We start from the raw sequence: 20,350 nt of genomic DNA, 5'->3' as shown, positions 1-20,350 counted from the left end.
GCTGGACAGTTGGCGCTGCGCTGCCGTAACGGGTGCGCGCATGGAACAAGAGCATCTCCCAGATTCGATCCTTATCGTCGATTTCGGCAGCCAGGTAACCCAGCTCATTGCGCGCCGCGTGCGCGAGGCGGGGGTCTATTCCGAAATCGCGCCCTTCAGCATGGCGGAAGAAGCGTTCCGCCGCTTGAACCCCAAAGGCATCATCCTCTCGGGCGGCCCCGCAAGCGTATGCGATGATGGCAGTCCTCGCGTGCCCCAAAGCTTCTTTGAAGCGGGTGTTCCGATCCTGGGCATTTGCTATGGCCAGCAGGTGATGAGCCACCAATTGGGCGGCGAAGTGCGCCCGGGTCACGAAACCGGAGAGGGCGGCGAATTTGGCCGTGCTTACCTGACTGTCACCAAAGAATGCGCGCTTTTCGACGGCCTTTGGAAAGAGGGCGAGCGCCATCAGGTCTGGATGAGCCACGGCGACAAGGTGACGCAATTTGCCGAGGGTTTCGAGATTGTCGCCACCTCGGACGGCGCGCCATTTGCGGTGATCGCGGACGAGAAACGCAAGTTCTACGGCACACAGTTCCACCCCGAAGTCGTCCACACGCCCGACGGTGGCAAGCTGCTTGCCAATTTTGTGCGCCATGTCTGCGGCCTGACGGGCGACTGGACCATGGCAGAATTCCGCAAGACCAAGATCGAGGAAATCCGCGCACAGGTCGGTTCGGGCCGCGTCATCTGCGGACTTTCAGGCGGTGTGGATTCAGCGGTCGCAGCGGTCCTGATCCATGAAGCAATCGGCGACCAGCTTACCTGTGTTTATGTGGACCACGGCCTCATGCGCCTTAACGAGACAGAGCAAGTCGTCTCGCTTTTTCGCGACCACTACAACATCCCGCTTGTCGCCGTGGATGCCGAGGAAACCTTCTTGGCTGGGCTTGCCGGCGTCAACGACCCTGAGAAAAAGCGCAAATTTATAGGCGGCGCATTCATCGACCTGTTCGAGGCAGAAGCCAAGAAAGTCGGCGGCGCTGATTTCCTCGCGCAAGGCACGCTCTATCCCGACGTGATCGAGAGCGTCAGCTTTACCGGCGGGCCATCGGTCACGATCAAGAGCCACCACAATGTCGGCGGGCTTCCAGAGCGCATGAACATGCAGCTCGTCGAGCCCTTGCGCGAGCTTTTCAAAGACGAAGTGCGCGATCTGGGCCGTGAGCTTGGCCTTCCCGAAGCATTCGTCGGGCGCCATCCGTTCCCCGGCCCCGGCCTAGCCATCCGCATTCCGGGCGAAGTCACCAAGGAACGCTGCGATATCCTGCGCAAGGCCGACGCGATCTACCTCGAAGAGATCCGCAATGCCGGACTTTACGATGCGATCTGGCAGGCTTTCGCGGTCCTTCTACCGGTCAAGACCGTTGGCGTGATGGGCGATGGCCGCACCTATGACAGCGTCTGCGGCCTTCGCGCGGTGACCAGCACAGACGGCATGACGGCCGATGTGTATCCGTTTGATGCAAGCTTCCTTACAGGGGTTGCAACGCGCATCGTCAATGAAGTGCAAGGCATCAACCGCGTGGTCTATGACTATACGTCAAAGCCTCCCGGTACGATTGAGTGGGAGTAATCCTGCGTCAATCGAGTTTTCTTGCAACTGTGAGCGGCTTTGTGCGTTTTTGTGATCGCGGCAAACTTGATAAGTGAACGCTCAACAATCTTGAAACCAAAGGACCGATCCCATGCTCCGCTCATTTAAGAATGCCAGCCTTGCAGCTGTTGCTACCTTTGCTCTTGCTGCCTGCGCGCAAGCACCCGCTGAAGCGCCATCGGTTACGGGGACGCAATGGACCGTCGATAGTGCCGCGTCCGAGCTCTCTTATGTGTCGATCAAACAGGGCGAAATCGCTGAAGCCAACACGTTTGAAAATGTCAGCGGTTCAGTCACCGCTGAAGGCGCAGCGACAATCGAGATCGACTTGGCCTCCGTCTCCACCGGCGTCGACATTCGCGACGAGCGTATGCGCGACATCTTCTTTGTGGTTGCCAATAATCCGAAGGCGACGGTCACGGCCCAAATTGACCCCGCCGCTTTTGAGGCGCTGGGCGTCGGCGAAAGCGCGGACACCACTCTGGATGGCACATTGTCGCTAACCGGCGTTGAAGCCCCTTTTCAAGCCGAGGTTAGCGTCACGCGCGCGGGCCCTGACCGGATTATCGCTGTGACCGACAAGCCGGTGATCATCGATGCGGGCCGGTTCGAGCTCACCGATGAATTGGCACAATTACAACAGCTCGCCGGGCTTGCATCCATCACGCCGGCGGTGCCTGTGACTTTCTCGATTGCCTTTGAACGCTAGGCGGTCCGTTTGCCGACCGTTTTTACCCACGCCATCGTTCCGCTTGCTCTTGCCGTAGCGGCCGGGCGGGTCCGCGTATCTCCCAAGCTTGCGGTGGTTGGTGCAGTCCTCGCCGTGCTGCCCGATGCTGACGTTGTCGGTTTCAGGCTAGGTATAGACTACGCTCATGAATGGGGTCATCGCGGCGCAACCCATTCAATTGTCTTTGCGGCCCTTTGTGCAGCCGTCATCACAGCGCTTTGGAAAGAAGCGCGAAGTATCACCGCCTTTGCATTCCTGACCCTGTCCATGGCGAGCCATGGTTTACTCGATACTTTGACCAATGGCGGATTGGGCGCTGCGCTGTTTTGGCCAATTGACAATGCACGGATATTTGCGCCTGAAACGCCCATCCTGGTGTCGCCGATAGGGCGGAGTTTCTTTTCTTCGCGAGGCATGGACACTCTGGTGTCCGAGATCTGGTGGATTTGGATCCCTTGCGCCTTGATTGCTGTCGCAGGGTGGGGAGCGCGGCGTGCAATTCGATCTGGGACCTGACAGTCGAACCGATATTTTGCGCCGCAGCCAAGACGCGCTGATCACGCGTTTTGGGCGGATCATCCGTCCGCCTGAAAAACGTCGCAGCCCCGAGTGGGTGCTGGTCCACGGAGTGATCGGTGCGCAGACCAAGACCGCTGCCTCCAACGCTTCGACTGATGGTTTGTTGGCCGACATCGGTTCGTGGGAGGCGGTTGCTGAGCTTTCGGAAGAGGTTCTGGAAGAGCGGCTTCAGCGCCAGAGTTTCCCGAGCGTGGCGGCCAAGAGGCTGAAGGCGTGCTTGCAGGCAATCATCGCGCAGCGTGGCAGCGTCACACTTGGCCACCTCTCCAACCTGCCTTTGGAAGAAGCGATGGCGTGGCTTGAAACCCTCCCGGGCGTGGCGCGCAAGAACTCCGCAGGCGTGATGAATGCAAGCAGTTTTGATCGCAAAGCCATGGTGATCGACGGTCATCACCGCCGGATTATGCAGCGCATGGGGGTGGTGCCTCCCAAGGCTGACACTGCGAAAACCTATGACGCGCTGATGCCGATTGTACCGGAGGAATGGTCTGCGGCCGATATGGATGAGCACCATCTGCTCCTCAAGAAACTGGGTCAGACCTTTTGCCGACCGCGCGCACCCCAATGCGATGGCTGCCCGGTGCGCGAAGATTGCGCGACGGGAACCAGAGCGGACCGCTAAGCGCTCTATTCGATATGCTGAACCAAGATCAGGTCGAAGAGGTTTACCGTAAGCTCGCAGACGCCATGCCGGGGCGAACAAAAAATGCGAAGGGCCCCAAGGGCCAACCCGATGCCTTCCGCTCGTGCATTTCCTGTATGCTCTCCGCGCAGTCGCTTGACCGCAATACGGCGGCAGCGACCAAAGCACTGTTCAAGCTGGCAAAAACACCGCAAGCGATGCTCGCGCTGGATGATGATGCGATCCGCGAAGCGATCAAGCCTTGCGGGCTCTACAACAACAAGACGAAGAGCATCCGCAAGTTCTGCACCAGCCTTATCGAAGAGCACGGCGGCGTGGTGCCGGACACGCGCGAGGGGCTGATGAGCCTTCCCGGTATCGGGCGAAAATGCGCAGACATCGTGATGAGTTTCACCTTCGGTCACGACACAATAGCGGTCGACACCCATGTGCACCGGGTCTGTAATCGCATTGGCCTCACCGATGCCAAAACGGCCGATAAAACCGCTCAGCAGCTTGAGGAACGCTCGCCGGAGTGGGCGATGCGCGATGGGCATTTCTGGCTCATACAGTTCGGCAAACGCGTGTGCCGTGCGCGCATTCCAAAATGCGATATCTGTGTGGTGAACGATGTGTGCGAAACCGGGCCTATCGAGCGGTGATCTCGAAAGGGCCGACTACATCCCCGCCATCATCTTTGCGCTGAGGATTTCGACCCAGTAACCATCGGGGTCCTTGATGAAAGCGATGTGCTTCATGGCGCCGTCTTCCGGGCGTTTCTGGTATTCGATATCGTTTGCATCAAAATGCGCGATGGCGGCGTCAAAGTCCGGCACGTCCAGGGCAATATGACCAAAGCCGCGCGGTTCTGAATTGCCGTCGTGATAGACCGCGCCCTCTTCCTCTTCGGTGCCCCAATTGTGGGTGAGTTCGAGCACGCCCTGGCGCGAGAAGACATATTGCATGGCCTCTTTGGGGTCTTGCGGCACCTCGTCTTTTTGTTGCGTGAAGCCGAGGAAATAGAGCGAAAACTCGCCCATCTCCACGTCCACTTTGCGAAGGAGCGTCATGCCCAGAACGCCGCAATAAAACGCAAGGCTCGCGTTCGGGTCCTTGATCCGCAACATGGTGTGATTGAGGGTAAAGCCGTGGGGGTTGGAGGTCATTCTTGATCCTTGGTCTTTGAAGGTAAACCGGCGCTTAGACCGGAAAGGTCACGCCGGTGAACTCTTCCGATTTTTGCCAGAGGCTTTGCGCGAGTTCTTCTTCGCGGATGTGCGGATACACGCCTGAGCCAGCGGGCGTATCGTCGTCCGCCATCGCCCCGATATTGCAATTTTCGCAGTAAACGCCGCCCATAGCGTCTAGCAGGGGAGAGACGGCACACCACACGCTGGTTGAGGCGCCTTCTTCGGTGGATTTGAAGGCTTCATGCGTGTTGCCTTCATCATCATACCAACCCATCGCGCGCTGCTCCTCCATCGTCAGGTGGCGTTGCAGCGGGGTTGCGATGCCGCCGGGATGGACCGCAAAGGCGCGCACACCATGGGGCTTGCCCAGCTTATCGAGGTGCAGCGCGAACAAGGCATTTGCGCTTTTCGCCGCGCCATAGGCAGGCCATTTCTCATATTCGCGCCGCATCCAATTGAGATCGTCCAGATCAAGGCCGTTCAAACGGTGCCCGATGGACGATAGGCACACCACCCGCGCGCTGTCGGCTGCGAGGAGCAAGGGCCAAAGCCGGGCGGTGAGCTGAAAATGCCCGAGATGATTGGTCGCAAACTGCATCTCGAACCCGCGCGCATCACGCATCAGCGGGCTTGCCATGATCGCGGCGTTGTTGATCAGGATGTCGAGGCCGGCCCATTCTTTCGCCACAGCTTCGGCGAAAGCATCAATCGAGGCAGGCTCCGACAGATCGAGCGGCAGGATTGTGATAGACCCGTCCATCTCGGCCAGCACCTCTTGCGCCTGCTCCGGCCGCCGTGCCCCGACGATCACATCAGCGCCCGCGCCTGCCAGCGCGCGCACGGTCTCGGTCCCGATCCCGGAATAGCCGCCAGTCACCAGCACGCGTTTGCCCGAAAGGTCGATGCCCTCCACCACCTCGCGCGCGGTCGAGCGATAGCCAAAAGGCGAGTCGATGGGGGACTGATCGCTGGGGGAATTTGGTGAAGGCATGTGTGTCTCTTTCAAACTTGGGGAAGCTGCGCAAAAACCACGCAACTCTCGGCTGACGCTACGGCGCGCGGCGTCCGGTTTCCTCCTGGTAAAAAGGAGCCTTGCGCTGCAGTCTATATTCGGCTCTTTTCCGAGGCAAATCAGAAACCATCTGGGAAGGATTACGCGATGAAAACCGCCATCACTGAAATGTTCGGTATCGAGCACCCGATTATTCAAGGCGGCATGCACTATGTCGGGTTTGCAGAAATGGCAGCGGCCGTCTCCAATGCCGGCGGGCTTGGTATCATCACCGGCCTCACGCAGAAAACACCCGCCGATCTCGCCAATGAAATCGCTCGCTGCAAGGATATGACCGACAAGCCGTTTGGCGTGAACATCACGATCCTGCCGACGCTGACCCCGCCTGATTATCCCGGCATTGTGAAAGCCGTGATCGAAGGCGGTGTGAAAGTGGTCGAGACCGCCGGGCGCAATCCGGTTGAACTTCTCCCACCGCTGAAAGATGCAGGGATCAAGGTGATCCACAAATGCACCAGCGTGCGCCACTCTCTGAAAGCGCAGGACATTGGCTGCGATGCGGTGAGCGTTGATGGCTTTGAATGCGGCGGACACCCGGGCGAAGACGATGTGCCGAACTTCATCCTTCTGCCGCGCGCCGCCGATGAGCTCGATATTCCGTTCGTTTCCTCGGGCGGCATGGCCGACGGGCGCAGCCTTGTGGCGTCGCTTGCCATGGGCGCGCAGGGCATGAATATGGGCACCCGCTTTATCGCCACCAAAGAAGCGCCGGTTCACGAGAATGTTAAGAAGGCGATTGTTGAAGCAAGCGAACTGGACACCCGCCTCGTCATGCGCCCGCTTCGCAATACCGAGCGCGTGCTCAATAATGCGGGCGTTGAGCGTTTGCTCCAGAAGGAAAAAGAGCTCGGCGATGCCCTGACCATTCAGGACATTTTGCCAGAGGTTGCAGGGGTTTATCCGTCGATCATGCAGGAAGGCGAGATGGACAAGGGCGCGTGGTCATGCGGCATGGTCGCTGGCCTCATCAACGACATCCCGACCTGTAAGGAACTGATCGACGGCATTATGAGCGATGCCGAAAAGATCCTTGCCCGCATGAATGCAATGCAGGCGGCCTGAACCGGCTTTAAAATGCAAAAACACATTCGGGCGAGCCAGAGTCGTTCCGGCAAAGGCTCGCCCGAATTGTTTGCGCTTTCGCGTTATTTTACCTGATCTGTGAAGATCAACTCTTCGAAGAGCAAACCTGCTCCCCGTAATGGATCAGAGCTGGTCTTCGTCCACGCGGGTGTAGGGCACGAACTGGTCGAACTGCACGCCGCCGGTGAAAAACCCGCTGAACCGGTCAACCGTTGTGATGAAGTCCAGACGGCACAGCTGGGTACTGCCAAATCGACGGATCACGAGAATATCATCGTCGCCAATGTCGCCCGGATCGCGGGTGCGTTGGACATAGATTGTGTTACCACGGCCATAGACATAGGCCGTGTTTTCGATGGTCTGCATGCGGGTGCTGCGAAAGTCGTTGATGCAATCGCGCGGTTCGCCGGCAACACGGCCCTCAAGCAGGCGGGCAAGCTTTTCCTCACCCTTGGTCATCTCTTCGGCTGCGTCCTCGGGAGCATCTTCAGCGATCGTTGGTGAAGCGCCAAGAAGCGCAAGAGCGGCAAACCCGGATGATAGGACCAGCTTCGGTGCAAATATTCGAATCATAACAAACTCCTACAGACCCTTATATACACTATGCGCGGCAATCGCTGAACACGGGCTGACTGGAGAGTTTGGCCGATGAGTGTGGTCTGGAAGTTTGGAAAGGCGCGGCATTACAGCTGCGCGTGGGCGTCACTCATATTCGAGCGTGACCGCAAATTCGCCTTCATAGGTGCCAGGCACCGCGTTCGCAGGCACTTGCAGGCGGCCCGCGATTGTGAAGGAGAAAAACCCGTCAGGGTTTGCGATCCGAAAACGGCGAGGGTTGGTGTTGATGATGATCGGAGGCTGGCTGCCGATCAAAAGCGTATCCATCAGCATCGTTTCCGTGCCGCCATTGCGGGTCAGGATGTATGAGTTTGCATCCACATTGATCAGAACGGTCTGGTTAAACTGGCCATAGCCCCAGAAACGCGCTGGACGTTGGGTTCCCTCGATCTGGGTGACACCGCCATTGGTGACGACGGTTCCGGCAGAATCCATCACAACCTCGCCCGGCGTGTTACCGGGCACGATATCTCCGAAATCGAGGTCAAACTGTTTGACGAAACTGAGCGGGGTAACGAGAAACGCCTGCGCATCCGCCGATTCAGCTTCCTGTGCAGCCGCACTGGCAGGCATCAGCCACAGCCCGAGCGCTGCGCCCAGAAGTCCGATCAATTTCTTCAAGTTACTCATCAATTAGTGCCTAACCGCTTCCAACGGTCGTGCCCTAAACAAAGTCCCTTAATTTTCCTTGAAATTTGCCGTCGCTCAAAGGAGAAATTCTACCGAAATCACCGGAGTGCGAGGCGGTTTTCCGGCTGTTAACCCGGTTCCTGCGTATCGGCAGGACCACCGCGCAAGACAAAGCGCCGGTCGCAATAGCCGCAATCGACAAAACCGCTTTCGCCAATTTCCATATAGACAAGCGGATGGCCAAGAGCGGCAGGACGATAACCCTTGCCGCTGCGAATCGAGCTTGCCCCGTCGCAGCTCACACGGCGGGTATCGACTTTGATGGTTTCCGGGATCATTTCTTGTGCCGTGTTGCTCATGGGAAGACCGGTTAATCCGGCCCTTCGACAAATTCAACTGCGTTTGCATCGGGAGCGGCCAAATCGAGGCGGCCACAGGCCTCAGCCATAAACTATTGGTAGTCGATCCGGATATCGAAAGTCCCGGTGTAAACGCCTGGCTGTTGGTTGGCGTTGACGTTCAGCGTGCCTCCGACCCGGAAAATAAAAGTCCCGTCAAAGGTGTTAATCCTGAAGCGTTCCCAATTGGGGTTTGAGTTCACCGGGTTGAGCGTTGCCCCGCCATTGATCGTGATATCTGTGACCGTCATATCGTCGCCGGGGCCCGTCAATGTGATGGTCCGACCAATCGGACGCCTCACACGAATGCGCTGGTTGGGCTGTCCAAGCCCTGCAAAGGTCGCAGGCTGGCATTCCTGCGTGTGCACAACGCCGCCAGTGGTAATGCAGGTGGTCACCGGGTCAGCAGACAAAACAACTGTTCCCCCGGTCGTAACGAGAAGATCGCCGAAATCCATGTCGGAAAGCTTCACCAGCGACAATGGATCAAGAAGAACCGCTCGCGTATCGACATTGCTTGTGGTTTGGGCATGGGCAGGGCTCCCCAGAAGCCACACAGCGCACAGCGCCGCGAGCAGTTTGCTCGGGGAAAGGGCGTTGAAGCCCTTTTGCTTATGATCATTCCCTGTTTTCACGGTGTTGGCGTTTAAGCAGCTTGTGTGTCGAGGTGCTGACCAAACAACCTTAACGCAGGCTTCATGTTTGGGGCCCTTCATTGCTCTTCCCATGCTCTTCCGATTCAAGGGCCCTTGCGTCCGCGTGCCTTGCGGCTATGGCTGAGCCCCATGACACCGCCTGCTATTCGTATCGACAATATCGCCAAACGCTATGCACCGCCCAAAGGCGCAAGCGGGCCGGATGCAGAAGGAAAACTGGCGCTCAAAGGCGTCAGCTTTGACGTGCCCCAAGGCTCGATCTTCGGGCTGCTTGGTCCCAATGGCGCGGGTAAGTCGACACTGATCAATATTCTCGCCGGCCTCGTTAACAAGACCAGCGGCAGCGCCGAAATCTGGGGCTTTGATATTGACACCCAGCGCCGCAATGCGAGCCGCGCAATCGGGATTGTCCCGCAAGAGATCGTCTTCGATCCGTTCTTTACACCTTACGAGGTGCTAGAAAACCAGGGCGGATTTTATGGCATTGGCGCAAAGGATCGCCGCAGCGAGGAATTGCTCGAAGCGGTGCGACTGGGTGACAAACGCAATGCCTATGCGCGTACGCTTTCCGGGGGCATGAAGCGGCGCTTGCTGGTGGCCAAAGCGATGGTGCATTCGCCGCCCATTCTGGTTCTTGATGAGCCAACGGCGGGGGTTGATGTCGAACTGCGCCGCCAGCTTTGGGATTTGGTGAAAGAGCTCAACGATGAGGGCGTCACTATTGTGCTGACCACGCACTATCTCGAGGAAGCCGAGGAGCTGTGTGACGAGATCGCCATCATCAACCACGGTGAGTTGATCGCGCACAAACCCACAGCCGACCTAATCAATATGGCGCGTGAGAAAATCGTTGCGGTGACCCTTGCCGATGATCTTGCGCAGGCGCCACACCATGAGGCGTTCAGCAAGGTCGAACTGGCAGGCGAGCGCGGGGTCGAGGTGACCTATGACAAAGACAAACTCAATGCAGGGCAGGTTCTGGGCATTTTACAGGAACAGGGCCTGACAGTTGAAGATGTGACAACGAGAGAGGCGGACCTTGAAGATGTGTTCGTGCAGTTGACCGGGTCTGGCAATTAGGAGGTAAAGCGATGCGCGGACCATTGATGGCATTGGTATTGATTGCCCTTGTCAGCTGTGGCGCTGACGAGAGTACGGGCGAAACTAAGCGCGAAACTACGGGCGAAATTGGGGCGTCTGGTAATGTCTTTAATAGCTCTGTGCCTCGCGGTGGACAGATTCGGGACTGCCCCACTGAAGGCGCTGCGCTTCAGGTTCTGGGAAGCGGCGGGCCAATCGCAGAAGGCGGGGCGGCGGCGCGCGCGGGGACATCCTATCTCCTCTGGATTGATGGCGAAGCGCGGCTTTTGATCGACGCAGGCTCAGGCAGCTTTCTTCGTTTTGCGCAGGCTGGCGGTTCGATTGCGACATTGGACGCGGTCGTCCTTACCCACCTTCACGCCGATCACGCAGGCGATTTGATCGACATACTGAATTCCGGCGGGTTTGAAGGGCGCACGCAGGCACTTCCCGTTATCGGGCCGGATGCAGCGCCGCGTTTTCCCGGAACCAGTGAGTTTCTTGCGCGCCTTATGTCCAAGGAAGAGGGCGCGTTTGCGTACAATGGCGGATTTCTTGACGGGACAGAGAACAAGCCGCTGATCGAGGCCCGCGATATCGCAACCGGCGAAGGGGCAGGCGATCCGGCTGGCCTTGATGTCTCCAACGACTATTCGGTCATGGCGCATCCTGTGCACCACGGCCCGGTCCCATCCTTGGGCTTTGCCATTGAAATCGGCGGCAAGAGCGTAGTGATCACAGGCGATCAAAGCTTTTTGAGCGAGCGGTTCCTTGCCGACCTTTCCGATAGCGCGCCCACCATTTTGTTCGCGCACCATGTCATCAACGGCGAAGAGGGGCAGCCGCGCGGGCTTCACCGAACGCCCGAACAGATCGGAGAACTGGCGTCAGCTCTGGCTCCTGAGAGTTTGGTGCTGACCCACAATATGCAGCGCTCGCTTAATCGACTGGAAGAGGGCCTTACAGCCATAGCAAAGCACTACGACGGGCCGGTGAGGGTCGCGGACGATCTGCATTGCTACGCGCTTTAGGACGCCTGCGGCTCTTTCCAGAACGCCTGTGGCTCTTTTCAGAACGCCTGTGGCTATTTCCAGAGCGCGCGAAACTCTTGCCACACATTCCCCTTCGCGCCATTGCGTGTCCCCATGGCAGATCACAGCGACACACAAGATGCGCCGACAAGTGCGTATGACGTCATCATCATTGGTTCGGGCGCAGCCGGCCTTACCGCCGCGCTCGAGCTTGCGACGCGGCTGCGCGTGCTTGTCCTGGCGAAGGGATCGCTGACCGGCGGATCGACCGCCTGGGCGCAAGGCGGCATTGCAGCGGTGCTGGATGCTGGCGATACGTTTGACAATCACGTGCGCGATACGATGGTCGCGGGCGCTGGCCTGAATGATCGCGAGGCGGTTGAATTCGTGATCGAGCGCGCGCCTGACAGCATTGACCGTCTGGTTGAGCTGGGCGTGCCCTTCAACAAGGATTCAGGAGATCTGCATCTGACACGCGAAGGCGGGCATTCCCACCGCCGCATTGTTCATGTCGACGATGCAACCGGCTGGGCGGTGCAGTCTGCGCTTTTGAAAGCGGCCGAAGCCAATCCCAACATCACCATGCTTGGCGGGCGCACCGCGATTGATCTCATCACTGATCGCCACCGTGAGCAATATTCGGGCGCTGGCCATGTCTGGGGCGTTTATGCCCTCAATGAAGAGTCAGGCCGGGTCGAGCGCCACCTTGCGCGCGCCACTATTCTAGCGGCGGGCGGGGCAGGCCGCGTTTATCAATTTTCGACCGCGCCGCGCGGCGCAACAGGCGACGGCATCGCGATGGCATGGCGCGCAGGCTCGCGTGTCTCCAACATGGAGATGATGCAGTTCCACCCCACGTGCCTGTATAATCTCGAGGTCAAAAACTTCCTCATCACAGAGGCCGTTCGCGGTGAGGGCGGAAGGCTCCTCCACCCGGAAACCGGTCACCGCTTTATGGCCGATTATGATGCAGAACGCATGGAGCTTGCCCCGCGCGATGTCGTGGCCCGCGCGATCGATGACCAGATCAAGCGCTTTGGCCTCGACTACGTCCATCTCGATATCAGCCACCAGCCGCCCGAATTCGTGCGCGAGCATTTCCCGACCATCCATGAAAAGCTGATGGGTCTTGGCATCGATATGACCAAGGATCCGATCCCCGTGGTTCCGGCCCAGCATTACACCTGCGGCGGGATTGTGGTGGATTTGCACGCGCGCACCGATTTGCCCGGCCTTTGGGCAGCGGGTGAATGCACCGAAAGCGGCCTTCACGGCGCGAATCGTTTGGCCTCCAATTCGCTGCTGGAATGCTTTGTCTTTGGCGAAGCGGCGGCGGCCGATATCCTTTCCCAATGGGATGAATTGCCAAAGCCACCGACAATCCTGCCGTGGGATGAAAGCCGCGTGTCGGATTCCGACGAGCAGGTTGTGATCAAGCAGAACTGGACCGAAATCCGCCGCTTTATGTGGAACTATGTCGGGATTGTGCGCACCACCAAGCGCCTTGAACGCGCCGCCAACCGCATCGCTTTGCTTCGCCAGGAGGTTGAGGAATATTACGGCAGTTTTGTCGTGACCACCGACCTGATCGAGCTCAGGAACCTGCTCCAGTCAGCAGAGCTGATCGTGCGGTCGGCTCTCACCCGCAAGGAAAGCCGGGGGCTTCACTATACGCTCGATTATCCCGAGCTCAAAACGAGCGTGCGCGATACCGTGTTGGTGCCATGAACCTGATCAAAGCCCTTTTCGCCGCGTTTTGTGCCAGCGTTCTGGCATTGGCCAGCCCTGCATACGCATCGCCCGACAGCTTCATCGACATTCACGAAGAACCCGTCGGGATGAGCGCGACGCATCTGTTTCTCTTGCGCACATCGACCGATAACCTTGGCTATTACGAAGCTTTGCGCGCCGAGATATTCCTGGTTGTGCAGGACCTTCAATCGGGCGAGGAAGAGGTGATTGTCATCGACAAGTTCGTGCATTCATCGGACTATTCCGATGATGGCGAGCTTACCGGTTATTCGATCAAACGCGACGCCGGAATTGAACCGGTCGACCCCGCCAGTGTCCTGCGGGCGCGCGGCGCATTGCCATGGGTGGCGATCCATCGACCGACGGGTTTTGCAGCGCTCGCCACAATCACCATGGGCGGACAGGCGGTTGAAGTGCAGATTGGCGGTAACACGCCGCTTCGCCTTTCGCGCGAAGCCATTCAGGCAAAACTGACTCGCATGGGCCGCTTTATGGCAGACAATGTGGCCGATCATCCCCGCTCTTCATCCATGACCACAAAACAGCATTTTGAAGGGCGCGAGGTGACCGCTGCGCAGTGCCATTCTGCCGAATTGCTCGACTATTGGATGCTTGGCCAGAGGAACCGCCCGCATTTGCTGCGGGTCCACTGCGCCTATGATGAGGATAGCGAGACAACATCGGTTGTGATGCCGTTGCCTGCCGTTGAGCGGTAAGTGGTCGCAACGCCGAGCCTAGCCCAAAAGCCTCGTTCACCTGCGAGCCAGCGGTCTTACGCTATTGGCGTCCTCATGAACCGGCTCACTCTCACTTTCGGCATTGCCCTGTGCCTGCCATGCTCAGCCGCGATCTCGGCTCAGGATGAGGCAGGGCTTACCCAAGACGCATCCCAAGACGCCTCCCAAAACGTGGCTGCAAACTCCATCGTCGTCACAGCGCAGCGTTCCGGCGCGCCGATGTGGACGATAGATACCGATACCGGCACCGTCATCCTTGTCGGTGAAATCCGCGCTGTGCCCAAGGCAACGCCGTGGTTTCCCGACCGGTTGGAGGAAGCCACCAAAGAAGCAGATCGCGTGATCCTTCGCGCGGCCCCCAAATTCTCTCCCGGCGATGCCTTCCGGCTGATTTTCAGCGGGGGCAAGTTCACCAAACTGCCCGATAAAACCGTCGCAGCCGAATATCTCAGCACCGGGCAGCGCGCCCGGCTCGCCGCGCTCGAGGCCGAATATGACATCGATTATGACCGCCGCTCTTTCCTGATGACGAGCTTTGACCTGCTCGCGCGCAGGCTCGATTTTGATGACGACACGGTCAAGGATGCGACCGACATCGTGAAGAAGGCTGCGAACAGGGCCGACGTGCCGATCACCCGGCCGCAGCGGTTCCGGGGCGAAGACCTGCTCGACAATCTCGCTGACGCACCTCCGGCCAGTCACATCCCTTGTCTCGAAGCGGCAATGGGCGCGACCGAGGCAGGGCAGGCCATTATCGAAAAGCGCGGCGATGACTGGCGCAGCTTTGATATCCCGGCCGTGATGGAAAACCCGCTGGAAATCGCGCTTGGCCGCTGTTGGCCATGGGCCGATGACGAGCTTGGCGATGAAATCCGCAGCCAATGGGTGAGCATGATCTCCGACGCCTCCGAGCAGACCGGCGTTACATTGGCCGTGGTCCCTTTGCGCGTTCTGGCAGAGCAGGACGGCGTGCTCGATCAACTTGAGGCACAAGACTTCCTTATCGGGGGCCCCGACTGGCGCCCCAAAGCCGATGTGGTGTCGCCTCAAGGCTAGACCTTGCCCGTGCAGCGCTTGTCTGCACCCGGTCTGCAATGTAGGTCCTCGAAAACAACCTAAGGAACTCGCTCGCCCATGCCCACAATCACCACGCCCAACACCGGTATCGAACTCTTTTTCGAAGACCATGGCGATCCCTCGCACGAGGCGATCCTGCTGGTCATGGGTCTGGGCGCGCAGATGACCTTGTGGCCCGATGAGCTGGTCGAGGCGCTTGTGGGGCACGGCTTTCGTGTCATTCGCTATGACAACCGCGACATCGGCCTTTCGCAGAAGTTTGAAGGGGCAAAGGCACCGAGCCCTGCGTGGCAAGTGATCCGTAAGAAGATCGGCTGGCCCGCCAAAGTGCCTTACACACTTCGGGACATGGCCGATGATGCGGTGGGACTTTTGACCGCGATGGAAATTGAAAAAGCGCATGTTGTAGGGGCCAGCATGGGCGGGATGATCGCGCAGCTTGTGGGCATTCATCATCCCGGGCGTTTGCACTCGCTGACCTCGATCATGTCGACCACGGGTAATGGATCGCTTCCGATGGCGGACAAATCCGCGATGGAAGCGCTGGTCGCCCCGCTCAAGTCTCTGGATGAAGAGGACCTTGTGGCGCATGGCCTTAACATTGCGCGCAGCATCGGATCGCCCGGCTATCCTTCGGACCCCGAACGTGTGCGCGAGCGGACGCTTAAATCGGTGAGGCGCAGCGTCTATCCTCCCGGCCTCCCGCGTCAGCTGGCCGCGATCATTGACGATGGTTGCAGGCGATCACGCCTCGCCAGCGTGTCCGCGCCCACACTTGTGCTCCATGGTGAAGGCGATCCGCTGGTCAAGCTTGAGGGCGGTCAGGACACGGCAAAGCATATTCCGGGCGCAAAGCTTGTGACGATCCCTGGCTGGGGCCACGATTTGCCGATTGAATTGATCGAACCTTTGGCAGGACACGTGGCAGACCACGCGCGCTCCGTCAGAGGCAACGCGATCAGCGAAAAGGCTGCGCAGCCGGCTTAATCGGGCCCGGTTTCCAGGCTCCTTGGGGCATCGGCTTCCATCTTCTTGCGGTGGTTGTGGATCACGGGGTGGGCAAATCCCCACCACAGCGTGTTCCAGATGGCCGAAGAGACCCAGAAATTGCGGTCTGTCACATAGGGTATTTCGGGAATCGGCAAGAACGGGATCCAGCTCGCGCAGGAGATCACGAACCATACCACGCTCAAAATATCGATCGCACGCTCGTGCCGGTCGGCAAATTCGATCAACCTTGTCAGTGCTGCGTCCATTTTCAGAGCCCCGCTTTAAATCCCGCAACAATATTGCCCGATTGAGTGCAAAAGATTCAACGATTGATTCACATGATTCAATCACCAAATTTTTCTTCACAGATTCAATTTGGGGCTTGCGCAACTGACGACTCAAGCTTTGAGCACGCGTCGCTGCACTGCAACATAGATGTTTGGTCGGCTTTCGCGCGAATTCATGGTTAATTGCCCGTTGACCCGATTCCACGGATGATTCATCATCTAGGGGTTCGGTTCGCATGGGACCCCCAAATTGTTGTGTGCTTCTTTCGGCTCTTCCTTAGCGATGAAGGGCGAAACAGGGGAAGATTCGCTCAATTCAGGGGTTCTGACGTTCGGACTGGTAGGAAATTGGGTGCTTTGCCTTGTGCGTATCCTCACGGAAAAAACGGGCAAAAGCTGTCGATGAATATGTTTGGAACAGAATCGGAACAAAGGTGCTATTGTCCAAGGACAGGCCCAACCGATTCGAAGTGACGTAAAATGGGGCGACAATGGAATTTAAAGCAGGCGAAGACGTGCTCAGCGAAACCGATACCGGTGACGTCACGGGGACCGAAGAAAAGGCGCAAAAGGCAGTGACAATGGAAAAGGCGGACAAAGGCAGCGATGCGCTGGTCGCAGAGAAAAGCGCAGAGGCGCTCGGCAATGCGGTTGCCGAAGCGGCAAAAGCGGCTGCCGAGGAGCAAACGACGCCTGACAGCAAGAAGGTGAATGATCGCCGTTTCGACGTACAGATCGATGAAAGCCGCGATGCAAACCTGACCGAGTTCGGCAAGGAAACGCTGACCGACCGCTATTTGCTGCCCGGTGAGAAATACCAGGACCTGTTTGCCCGTGTCGCGGACGCTTATGCCGATGACGCAGAGCACGCACAGCGCCTGTATGACTACATCTCGAAACTGTGGTTCATGCCGGCAACCCCCGTCCTTTCAAACGGCGGTACAGCACGCGGTCTTCCGATCTCCTGCTATCTGAACTCCGTGTCAGACAGCCTCGATGGCATTGTTGGCACCTGGAACGAGAATGTTTGGCTGGCCTCCAAAGGCGGCGGCATTGGCACCTATTGGGGCAATGTGCGCGGCATTGGCGAGCCGGTTGGCCTCAACGGCAAGACCAGCGGCATCATCCCGTTTGTGCGGGTCATGGACAGCCTAACCCTCGCGATTTCGCAAGGGTCGCTGCGCCGTGGTTCTGCTGCGTGTTATCTGGATGTGTCGCACCCCGAGATCGAGGAATTCCTCGAAATCCGCAAACCCTCAGGCGACTTCAACCGCAAGGCGCTCAACCTTCACCACGGCGTTCTTCTTACCGATGAATTTATGGAAGCGGTGCGTGATGGCTCCGAGTTTGAGCTCAAATCACCCAAAACCGGCGATGTGCGCGGTACGGTTGATGCCCGCTCGCTGTTCCAGAAGCTGGTCGAAACGCGCCTCGCAACAGGCGAGCCTTACATCGTGTTCAGCGACACGGTGAACCGCATGATGCCAAAGCACCACCGCGAGCTTGGCCTGAAGGTCTCGACCTCGAACCTGTGTTCGGAAATCACTCTGCCAACCGGCATTGACCACCTTGGCAATGACCGTACCGCTGTGTGCTGCCTCTCATCGCTCAACCTTGAGAAATGGGACGAGTGGAACGGCGACAAGCAGTTCATCGAAGATGTGATGCGCATGCTCGACAATGTCCTTCAGGATTATATCGACCGCGCACCCGATGAAATGGCACGCGCACGCTATTCGGCTGAGCGTGAGCGTTCGGTTGGTCTGGGCGTCATGGGCTTCCACTCCTTCCTGCAGCAAAAAGGCCTTGGTTTCGAGAGCGCGATGGCGAAGGCCATGAACCTCAAGATGTTCAAGCATATTCAAGCCAAAGCCTCCGAAGCCTCAATGCTTCTTGCACAAGAGCGTGGACCTTGCCCGGATGCGGCCGACATGGGCGCGATGGAGCGGTTCTCCTGCAAAATGGCAATCGCGCCGACCGCGTCGATTTCGATCATTTGTGGCGGCACGTCAGCTTGTATCGAGCCGATCCCGGCCAACATCTACACCCACAAGACGCTTTCGGGCTCCTTCATCGTCAAGAACCCGTATCTTGAAAAACTGCTCGACAAGAAGAGCAAGAACTCGACCAATGTGTGGAACTCGATCCTTGAAAAAGGCGGCTCGGTTCAGCACCTCGATTTCCTTTCCGAAGAGGAAAAGGCGAGCTTCAAAACCAGCTTCGAAATCGATCAGCGCTGGCTGCTCGAATTCGCAGCCGACCGTGCGCCTTACATCGATCAGGCGCAGTCGCTGAACCTCTTTATCCCGGCTGACGTCGATAAATGGGACCTCATGATGCTCCACTTCCAGGCGTGGGAGAAAGGCATCAAATCGCTCTATTATCTCCGGTCGAAATCGGTCCAGCGCGCAGGCTTTGCCGGCGGCGTCGAGGCGGACAACACGGCGGATGCGGCCAAGTTCGAGCTTAGCGCAGAGCAAACCGACTATGAGGAATGCTTGAGCTGTCAATAACCGGCTGAGCCGGCGAAGTCCTTCGCTAAGGATAATCACAATACAGAGCCCCGGCAGTCCAGAACTGTTCCGGGGCTCAATTGTATCTGCGCCCCCGAATTTCATCAGAATTGCAAGTTTACTTAACTTTAAAAATGTCAGCCTATTGTACCTGCCATGCGTACTCGTCAGGCCAATCGTAAATTGATCTCCTTGCCAGGCAGGTTTTCGACCGGCCTTGGTGAGCCACAGGATGTTATCTTGCGCGACCTTTCATGTGGAGGTTGCCGGTTCGAGCACGGCGCGCAAAAAATCCTGCCGGGCGCACCCATGCAAATATACGTCGGGCAAACAGGCCCGCACCGCGCCATTGTCCGATGGGTGCAGGACGGCGAAGTTGGCCTCGCCTTTGCAAAACCGCTGTCCGAACAGCAGTTTCAATCCTTTCAGACGACGCATATTCCCGACAGCGCCGATGCAACGCCCAATGCCGCGTTTGAGGAACCAGGCAAGATGACGCCGCAGCGTTTCTGTTGAGCGCCTGCTCCTCTTAAGCGCGCTCTCGCGCTTCTTCCCGAAATATGTCATCCTTGCCCCAGACGGCAAAGGAACAGACTATGGCACCGGAAATCTGGATCGGGATCGGCGGTACAATCTTGCTGCTCGGTTTTATTATCAATGGCGTTCGCCTGTCGCGCGGACCCGAAGGTCATGCTGCGAACGCTGGCCGACTTCACACGGTGGTTGGTGGGATTGCGCTTCCCTTTATGTGGCTGGCGGTCGTAGCAGCTGCCAGCATGTAAGCCGCTATCCAGAGCATCCGCTATGAAAACACGCCGCATTCTTGTCGCCCTGATGCTCGCTTTCGCTGTTTCAGCCTGCGCAAGCCAGATTGATGCAGGGGTCAGCACGGACCCGGAGACGCCCGGTTTCCTGTGGGGCCTTTGGCACGGGTTTATCTTCCCGTGGAGCTTTATCGGATCGCTGTTCAACCCCGATATCGCCGTTTATGCGGTCCCCAATAAGGGCGGCTGGTACGACTTCGGCTTCTTCCTTGGCGTGACCGTACTGGGCGGGGGCAGCTTTTTTGGCTCCAAAGGGCGCCGCGATTGAGGGCGATTAGCGCTCAGAACCCCATCGCGCTCCAATAGATCGCGTAAAATCCCGTCCATCCTGCTGCGAATGCGATCCAGACCCGGCGTTTGCCGAAACGCGCGATCATGCGCGGGCCGATTTCCCCTGCGATGACCGCGACAAGAACAAAGCGCGGCAGCCGGGCAAGGATCGAGGCAAAGGCGAACCACGCCAGCATCCCCGAGCTTTGCAAAGATGACCCTATTCCCGCGGCATAGGCGTAAATCTTGTAGGGAACGCCCGAGAAGCTGCCGACAAACATGCCAAGCGCCCCGTTGGTTTGCCAATCGATCAGGACTTCATCGACAAACGTTGCGTCAATGGCGGGGAGCATGATCAGGAAATCGCGCACACCGCTTGGCGCGATGCTGGCTGCGGCATAGACGAAACACCCGCCAAGGGCGGCGAAAAGGGCCGCGATGCCAGCGCCGGTTATGGCCTTGCGCGTTCCTGCTTTGACGCCCAGCGCCATGACCGCAACATCGGCGACGACAAAGAAGACAATAGCCTCGGCAAGAGCCCAAAGCGCGATGATCAAAAGCAAGAGTGAGGTCCT

At 58.2% G+C, this 20,350-nt stretch carries 24 protein-coding genes; 16 read left to right on the top strand and 8 right to left on the bottom strand.

The features are described from left to right. Positions 1 to 40 precede the first annotated feature (40 nt). The 5 genes from guaA to AC0V6Q_RS10410 all read left to right on the top strand — a co-directional run bounded on the left by guaA (position 41) and on the right by AC0V6Q_RS10410 (position 4,229). Complete coding sequence (gene guaA / locus AC0V6Q_RS10430; protein WP_486168314.1) at positions 41 to 1,615, top strand: glutamine-hydrolyzing GMP synthase; 1,575 nt, start codon at positions 41 to 43, stop codon at positions 1,613 to 1,615. A 112-nt stretch (positions 1,616 to 1,727) separates the two neighbouring features. Further along, on the top strand, positions 1,728 to 2,345 hold the full coding sequence (locus AC0V6Q_RS10425; RefSeq protein ID WP_486168313.1) for a YceI family protein: 618 nt from the start codon (positions 1,728 to 1,730) through the stop codon (positions 2,343 to 2,345). Between the two features lie 9 nt (positions 2,346 to 2,354). Continuing rightward, on the top strand, positions 2,355 to 2,882 hold the full coding sequence (locus AC0V6Q_RS10420) for a metal-dependent hydrolase (RefSeq protein WP_486168312.1): 528 nt from the start codon (positions 2,355 to 2,357) through the stop codon (positions 2,880 to 2,882). Continuing rightward, positions 2,860 to 3,567 (top strand): endonuclease III domain-containing protein, encoded by a 708-nt coding sequence (locus AC0V6Q_RS10415; protein WP_486168311.1) that lies wholly within the window; start codon positions 2,860 to 2,862, stop codon positions 3,565 to 3,567. Before AC0V6Q_RS10420 ends, AC0V6Q_RS10415 begins: the two co-directional genes overlap by 23 nt. Before the next feature lie 14 nt (positions 3,568 to 3,581). Next, a complete protein-coding gene (locus AC0V6Q_RS10410) occupies positions 3,582 to 4,229 on the top strand; it encodes an endonuclease III domain-containing protein (protein ID WP_486168310.1) in 648 nt (215 codons plus the stop codon). A gap of 15 nt (positions 4,230 to 4,244) precedes the next feature. Here AC0V6Q_RS10410 and gloA read toward each other — a convergent pair whose 3' ends face one another. Further along, entirely contained in the window at positions 4,245 to 4,733 is a 489-nt protein-coding gene (gene gloA, locus AC0V6Q_RS10405; protein WP_486168309.1) for a lactoylglutathione lyase, read from the bottom strand. Between the two features lie 34 nt (positions 4,734 to 4,767). Next, a complete protein-coding gene (locus AC0V6Q_RS10400) occupies positions 4,768 to 5,748 on the bottom strand; it encodes an oxidoreductase (RefSeq protein WP_486168308.1) in 981 nt (326 codons plus the stop codon). 168 nt (positions 5,749 to 5,916) lie between these two features. Here AC0V6Q_RS10400 and AC0V6Q_RS10395 point away from each other — a divergent pair, with 168 nt between their 5' ends. Next, positions 5,917 to 6,891: an NAD(P)H-dependent flavin oxidoreductase gene (locus AC0V6Q_RS10395; RefSeq protein WP_486168307.1), complete on the top strand. Its 975-nt coding sequence runs from the start codon at positions 5,917 to 5,919 to the stop codon at positions 6,889 to 6,891. A gap of 144 nt (positions 6,892 to 7,035) precedes the next feature. Here AC0V6Q_RS10395 and AC0V6Q_RS10390 read toward each other — a convergent pair whose 3' ends face one another. The 4 genes from AC0V6Q_RS10390 to AC0V6Q_RS10375 all read right to left on the bottom strand — a co-directional run bounded on the left by AC0V6Q_RS10390 (position 7,036) and on the right by AC0V6Q_RS10375 (position 9,193). Further along, complete coding sequence (locus AC0V6Q_RS10390) at positions 7,036 to 7,485, bottom strand: hypothetical protein (RefSeq protein WP_486168306.1); 450 nt, start codon at positions 7,483 to 7,485, stop codon at positions 7,036 to 7,038. Between the two features lie 129 nt (positions 7,486 to 7,614). Next, positions 7,615 to 8,160 (bottom strand): DUF4402 domain-containing protein, encoded by a 546-nt coding sequence (locus tag AC0V6Q_RS10385; RefSeq protein ID WP_486168305.1) that lies wholly within the window; start codon positions 8,158 to 8,160, stop codon positions 7,615 to 7,617. A gap of 128 nt (positions 8,161 to 8,288) precedes the next feature. Continuing rightward, positions 8,289 to 8,519 carry a zinc-finger domain-containing protein gene (locus AC0V6Q_RS10380; RefSeq protein WP_486168304.1) on the bottom strand — a complete coding sequence of 77 codons (231 nt, stop codon included), beginning with the start codon at positions 8,517 to 8,519 and terminating at the stop codon, positions 8,289 to 8,291. A 92-nt stretch (positions 8,520 to 8,611) separates the two neighbouring features. Continuing rightward, entirely contained in the window at positions 8,612 to 9,193 is a 582-nt protein-coding gene (locus tag AC0V6Q_RS10375) for a DUF4402 domain-containing protein (protein WP_486168303.1), read from the bottom strand. A 150-nt stretch (positions 9,194 to 9,343) separates the two neighbouring features. On the opposite strand from AC0V6Q_RS10375, the gene AC0V6Q_RS10370 reads away from it, so the two are divergent. From AC0V6Q_RS10370 to AC0V6Q_RS10345, 6 genes are all read left to right on the top strand, one after another. Then, positions 9,344 to 10,294, top strand: coding sequence for an ABC transporter ATP-binding protein (locus AC0V6Q_RS10370; protein ID WP_486168302.1), 951 nt, complete (start codon positions 9,344 to 9,346; stop codon positions 10,292 to 10,294). Positions 10,295 to 10,305: 11 nt separating this feature from the next. Beyond that, the gene (locus AC0V6Q_RS10365; RefSeq protein WP_486168301.1) at positions 10,306 to 11,325 is read left to right on the top strand and encodes an MBL fold metallo-hydrolase; all 1,020 of its coding nucleotides are present in this window, start codon (positions 10,306 to 10,308) and stop codon (positions 11,323 to 11,325) included. A gap of 114 nt (positions 11,326 to 11,439) precedes the next feature. Next, positions 11,440 to 13,053, top strand: a complete 1,614-nt coding sequence (gene nadB, locus AC0V6Q_RS10360; RefSeq protein ID WP_486168300.1) for an L-aspartate oxidase — start codon at positions 11,440 to 11,442, stop codon at positions 13,051 to 13,053. Then, positions 13,050 to 13,793: a hypothetical protein gene (locus AC0V6Q_RS10355; protein WP_486168299.1), complete on the top strand. Its 744-nt coding sequence runs from the start codon at positions 13,050 to 13,052 to the stop codon at positions 13,791 to 13,793. Before nadB ends, AC0V6Q_RS10355 begins: the two co-directional genes overlap by 4 nt. A 75-nt stretch (positions 13,794 to 13,868) precedes the next feature. Beyond that, complete coding sequence (locus AC0V6Q_RS10350; RefSeq protein WP_486168298.1) at positions 13,869 to 14,870, top strand: TraB/GumN family protein; 1,002 nt, start codon at positions 13,869 to 13,871, stop codon at positions 14,868 to 14,870. 78 nt (positions 14,871 to 14,948) lie between these two features. Next, positions 14,949 to 15,878 carry an alpha/beta fold hydrolase gene (locus AC0V6Q_RS10345; protein ID WP_486168297.1) on the top strand — a complete coding sequence of 310 codons (930 nt, stop codon included), beginning with the start codon at positions 14,949 to 14,951 and terminating at the stop codon, positions 15,876 to 15,878. Here the strand turns inward: AC0V6Q_RS10345 and AC0V6Q_RS10340 are convergent. Further along, complete coding sequence (locus AC0V6Q_RS10340; protein ID WP_486168296.1) at positions 15,875 to 16,147, bottom strand: hypothetical protein; 273 nt, start codon at positions 16,145 to 16,147, stop codon at positions 15,875 to 15,877. The two genes, AC0V6Q_RS10345 and AC0V6Q_RS10340, sit on opposite strands and share 4 nt — an antisense overlap. Before the next feature lie 512 nt (positions 16,148 to 16,659). On the opposite strand from AC0V6Q_RS10340, the gene AC0V6Q_RS10335 reads away from it, so the two are divergent. The 4 genes from AC0V6Q_RS10335 to AC0V6Q_RS10320 all read left to right on the top strand — a co-directional run bounded on the left by AC0V6Q_RS10335 (position 16,660) and on the right by AC0V6Q_RS10320 (position 19,773). After that, positions 16,660 to 18,681: a ribonucleoside-diphosphate reductase subunit alpha gene (locus tag AC0V6Q_RS10335; protein ID WP_486168295.1), complete on the top strand. Its 2,022-nt coding sequence runs from the start codon at positions 16,660 to 16,662 to the stop codon at positions 18,679 to 18,681. Between the two features lie 156 nt (positions 18,682 to 18,837). Next, positions 18,838 to 19,197 carry a PilZ domain-containing protein gene (locus AC0V6Q_RS10330; protein WP_486168294.1) on the top strand — a complete coding sequence of 120 codons (360 nt, stop codon included), beginning with the start codon at positions 18,838 to 18,840 and terminating at the stop codon, positions 19,195 to 19,197. Positions 19,198 to 19,277: 80 nt separating this feature from the next. Continuing rightward, entirely contained in the window at positions 19,278 to 19,463 is a 186-nt protein-coding gene (locus AC0V6Q_RS10325) for a hypothetical protein (protein ID WP_486168293.1), read from the top strand. A gap of 22 nt (positions 19,464 to 19,485) precedes the next feature. Then, entirely contained in the window at positions 19,486 to 19,773 is a 288-nt protein-coding gene (locus tag AC0V6Q_RS10320) for a hypothetical protein (protein ID WP_486168292.1), read from the top strand. Between the two features lie 13 nt (positions 19,774 to 19,786). Here AC0V6Q_RS10320 and AC0V6Q_RS10315 read toward each other — a convergent pair whose 3' ends face one another. Continuing rightward, the gene (locus AC0V6Q_RS10315) at positions 19,787 to 20,338 is read right to left on the bottom strand and encodes a hypothetical protein (RefSeq protein WP_486168291.1); all 552 of its coding nucleotides are present in this window, start codon (positions 20,336 to 20,338) and stop codon (positions 19,787 to 19,789) included. Positions 20,339 to 20,350 lie beyond the last annotated feature (12 nt).

Source organism: Erythrobacter sp. S227 (assembly GCF_057364925.1).
This window is presented reverse-complemented; position numbering and strand designations above follow the sequence as displayed.